This is a genomic window from Thermodesulfitimonas sp. (genome assembly GCF_052743955.1).
Genome location: NZ_JBRAIN010000133.1, coordinates 1 through 3,486, shown reverse-complemented (window position 1 = coordinate 3,486; position 3,486 = coordinate 1). Strand labels below are relative to the sequence as shown.

Annotated in this window: 4 protein-coding genes; all 4 read right to left on the bottom strand. The window is 52.6% G+C overall.

What is annotated here, in order from left to right; all coding sequences use genetic code 11:
- Positions 1-89 precede the first annotated feature (89 nt).
- Positions 90-275 (bottom strand): 4Fe-4S binding protein, encoded by a 186-nt coding sequence (locus ACUVTA_RS09035; protein ID WP_445952610.1) that lies wholly within the window; start codon positions 273-275, stop codon positions 90-92.
- A gap of 270 nt (positions 276-545) precedes the next feature.
- A complete protein-coding gene (gene murA, locus ACUVTA_RS09030) occupies positions 546-1,841 on the bottom strand; it encodes a UDP-N-acetylglucosamine 1-carboxyvinyltransferase (RefSeq protein WP_445952609.1) in 1,296 nt (431 codons plus the stop codon).
- The gene (locus tag ACUVTA_RS09025) at positions 1,801-2,484 is read right to left on the bottom strand and encodes a peptidase MA family metallohydrolase (protein WP_445952608.1); all 684 of its coding nucleotides are present in this window, start codon (positions 2,482-2,484) and stop codon (positions 1,801-1,803) included. Before ACUVTA_RS09025 ends, murA begins: the two co-directional genes overlap by 41 nt.
- A 298-nt stretch (positions 2,485-2,782) precedes the next feature.
- Positions 2,783-3,331, bottom strand: coding sequence for a tetratricopeptide repeat protein (locus tag ACUVTA_RS09020; RefSeq protein WP_445952607.1), 549 nt, complete (start codon positions 3,329-3,331; stop codon positions 2,783-2,785).
- Positions 3,332-3,486 lie beyond the last annotated feature (155 nt).

Below are 3,486 nucleotides of genomic sequence, written 5' to 3'. Positions count from 1 at the left end.
GCTTGAAAACTTAAACTTTTTGAAATCTCCTGGTGACATTTTACCGTGAGTCTTTGTTTAGACTACAGGCCGGGAAAGAAGAGGCGGCCTTAAACCTCCCGAATGGTAACAGCACCAGTCGGACAAACGGTAACGCAAGTTTCACAGCCGAGGCACGCCGTCTCGTCGGTGATTCTTACCTTACCGTCTACTAACTCGAGGATCCCTGCCGGACAAGCCTCGACACACTCGCCGCACCCTTCGCACTTTTCTTCGTCGCGTATAATCACGAACATAACGTTTTTACCTCCTGTCTGTAGTAAGTTTTGTATTTTCTCTAATCCACCCGCCGCGAAAAAATTTTACCTCCCGGTTACCCACCGACAAAGCAGCCAGACAGGTTAGGAGCTTAACAGAGATCGCTCCGGTTACCAAAGAGAACCTACGGGACCCGTTTCTCCTCAAGGTACTGGCTGCGCTCACTTTCACCCCCTCCCGCTCCCGAGGAACAGCAAGACTAACCATTTTCCTATTCGCGGTATGTCGGGATATTCCTTCTCCCAGGGTCACTTTTTTTCTTCTAGGGCAAAAAATTGTTCCGCTTCGTTTATCGCCGCAAGGTCCGCTCCTAACCGCGCCAATCGCTTCTCAAAATCCTTATACCCCCGGTAAATAAGCTCCGCCCCAACCACTTCTGTCTCTCCCTCCGCCATGAGTCCTGCTATTACGAGCGCCGCACCGGCCCGTAGATCTGTAGCGCGGACTTGCGCCCCGTAGAGACGCGGCACGCCTTCGACAACTGCCACCCGGCCCTCAACCTTGATTTGGGCCCCCATCCGGCGCAACTCTTGCGCCACCTGGAAGCGGTTCTCGTAGATATTCTCCACGATTAGGCTGGTTCCGGGAACCGTGCTCAGTAAGGCCATCACCTGGGATTGCATATCGGTAGGAAAACCCGGATAAGGCATCGTCTTTACGTTCACCGGGCGGAGTTCGTCGGGCGCTTTTACATAAAAAACGTCCTCACCCTCTACAATCTCCGCACCCATCTCCCGGAGTTTTGCCGTGAGGGGCTGAATATGCCGTGGAATAACCCCCTCGATTTCGACCTCGCCCCGCGTAGCTACCGCTGCCACCATGAGCGTGCCCGCTTCGATCCGGTCCGGGATTACGCTATAATGGACCGGTCTGCCCAACTCCTTTACCCCTTCGATCCGAATTACGTCCGTTCCCGCGCCGAAAATCCGCGCCCCAAGGCTATTCAAGAAGTTCGCGAGGTCAACCACCTCAGGCTCTTTCGCTGCATTCTGAATCAAAGTTTGTCCTTCGGCCAGGCAGGCCGCCATCATAATGTTTTCTGTAGCCCCAACGCTCGGAAAGTCGAGATAAATCTGCGCTCCCCGCAGTCGCTTCGCTTTGGCGCAGATATACCCTTTTTCCAAACTTAAGTCCGCCCCAAGGGCGCTGAGCCCTTTAAAATGTAGATCCATTGGTCGGGCGCCGATATTGCACCCCCCGGGCAGCGGTATCCTGACTTCGCCACACCGGGCGAGGAGCGGCCCCAGAAGCAAATTTGAGGCCCGCAGCTTTTTTACCAAGTCGTAGGGGGCTTCACGTACTGTTAGTGAAGGGACGCTAATGGAGACAGCGTCTTCGCGCCACCATACTATGCGAGCGCCGAGAAAAGAGAGCACCTGGATGATATGCTGGACGTCGGTAATGTTCGGAACGTTATCGAGAACCACATTCTCTCCGGCGAGGGTAGCACCGCAGAGAATCGCCAGAGCCGCATTTTTGGCTCCATTTACCCGGACCCGGCCTTTAAGCTGCCGGCCGCCACGGACAATGATCTTCTGGTCCAACCAGCATCCCCCATTCGCTATTCTGCAAAAATTCTTTCTCAAACTCGTGCAGGTCAAAACCCATTACGCGGCAGAAGGCCCGCTTGAAAGAGGCGCCTTGCCCCAGATCCGCAAGCAACTCGCGTAGCTTCCCCGTCCCGCCATCCCGCAACAGGTACCGGACCATCAGGAACGACTGGTAGTAAGCCAGACGCTGATCCGGCAAGGCATCAAAATCTTCCAAACTAGAGAAAGAGTACCATTTCGAAACCTGTGACGGCGGTTCAAAGAGAAAACCGGTCAGGCGCCGCTCAATCTCCTGCGCCAACCCCTCTGTTAGCCACCGCGGGCAGTTACCCCGCGTCTGATAATCAACCACCAGGTGCACCATCTCGTGCGCTATAGGGCCGCTGCTAAGGAAGACCTTCTCACGGTAACCCTCGTCCGGCGCCGAAATCCAAGCGCGCGGGCTTAAAATACGGATCGTTCCCGCCCAATATACACCCATTGTTCTTTCGTCAGCCGGCCAGCCAAAAGGACGGTTCAATTCTTCTTGGTTCCTGTAGCTAACAACGGGTACCCGGCCTTTTAGTGTAAACCCGAACTCGCGGGCCACCTGGGAGATATATTCTTCGGCAGCCTTTAAGAACAATTCGTGCCGCAACTCCTTCTCCCCGCGGGTAAAGGATAACTGCATACTTTCCTTCCAAGCGGCAGAACCCCAAATGCTGCACGTAGATAAGATATCTGTTAATTTCTCTCAGAAATTCCCATTACACATCTTAGCGAAAAAGGAAGTCTGTAAGAAGCAGGAAAATAGAAAAAGAAAAGCCCAGCAGCTAAGTTTTACTGGTGCTCTTAACCGAATAAACCGAATAAATTGCATAAAATCAAATAAGTAGCCCGTTCGGTTATTCATAGTGGTAATTTTGCATAACGTTAAACTCGTACAGAGCAACCACTTATCGTTTCGTTGCCCATTCCTTGATTAGGTCTTTCGCCTCTTCCACCTCTTGCCCGGACTTGGCGAGCCCAATAAACCGCTTTAAATCGGCTATAGCACCGGCATAATCCTTCTCCCCGAAGCCACGAATCAGACCCCGGTAGTAAAGAGCTTTCTGGTGGTCCGGGTTCTTTTTAAGGATAGCCTCTGCCTGCGCAAGCGCCTGGTCATACTCGTTATTCATAAAGTAAAGCTCAACTAAGCTCAGGCGAGCCGCCGTATTATCTGGTGCCAAATCGAGAACCCGTTGGTAAGCAGCGGTGGCGTGCCGGGTATCATTCTGCGCCTGACACTGCCCCCCTATGGATAGCAAGGCAGCTGCGTCTTTCCGGGCAGCAGCTTTCGCAATCTGCGCGTCGACGGTTTCCTGCGGTGCCGTCGTTTCCTTAACTACTTTATCAGGAGCCGTCCAGATCACTGAGGAACCAATCAAACCCATCCCAAGAGCGATGGTGAGCACCCAGAATACTGCCTTAATAACCTTCTTTCGCTTTCTTAGGGAAAACATATCGCTGGCGTTTCCCCCTTCTTCGTAACCGTATTCAGTATAATTCAGTATACCACACGTATCACAAAGAGTAGGCTACCCCGAAAAATAAAATATCTGACATTTTTGTCAGGCATTTTACCCTGTCGCGGTGGTTTAGAGGTAGCTCAAAGGGT

Coding starts and splice junctions, on each gene's coding strand:
- ACUVTA_RS09035 (WP_445952610.1), bottom strand. CDS start 275: ATGTTCGTGATTATACGCGACGAAGAAAAGTGCGAAGGGTGCGGCGAG.
- ACUVTA_RS09020 (WP_445952607.1), bottom strand. CDS start 3,331: ATGTTTTCCCTAAGAAAGCGAAAGAAGGTTATTAAGGCAGTATTCTGG.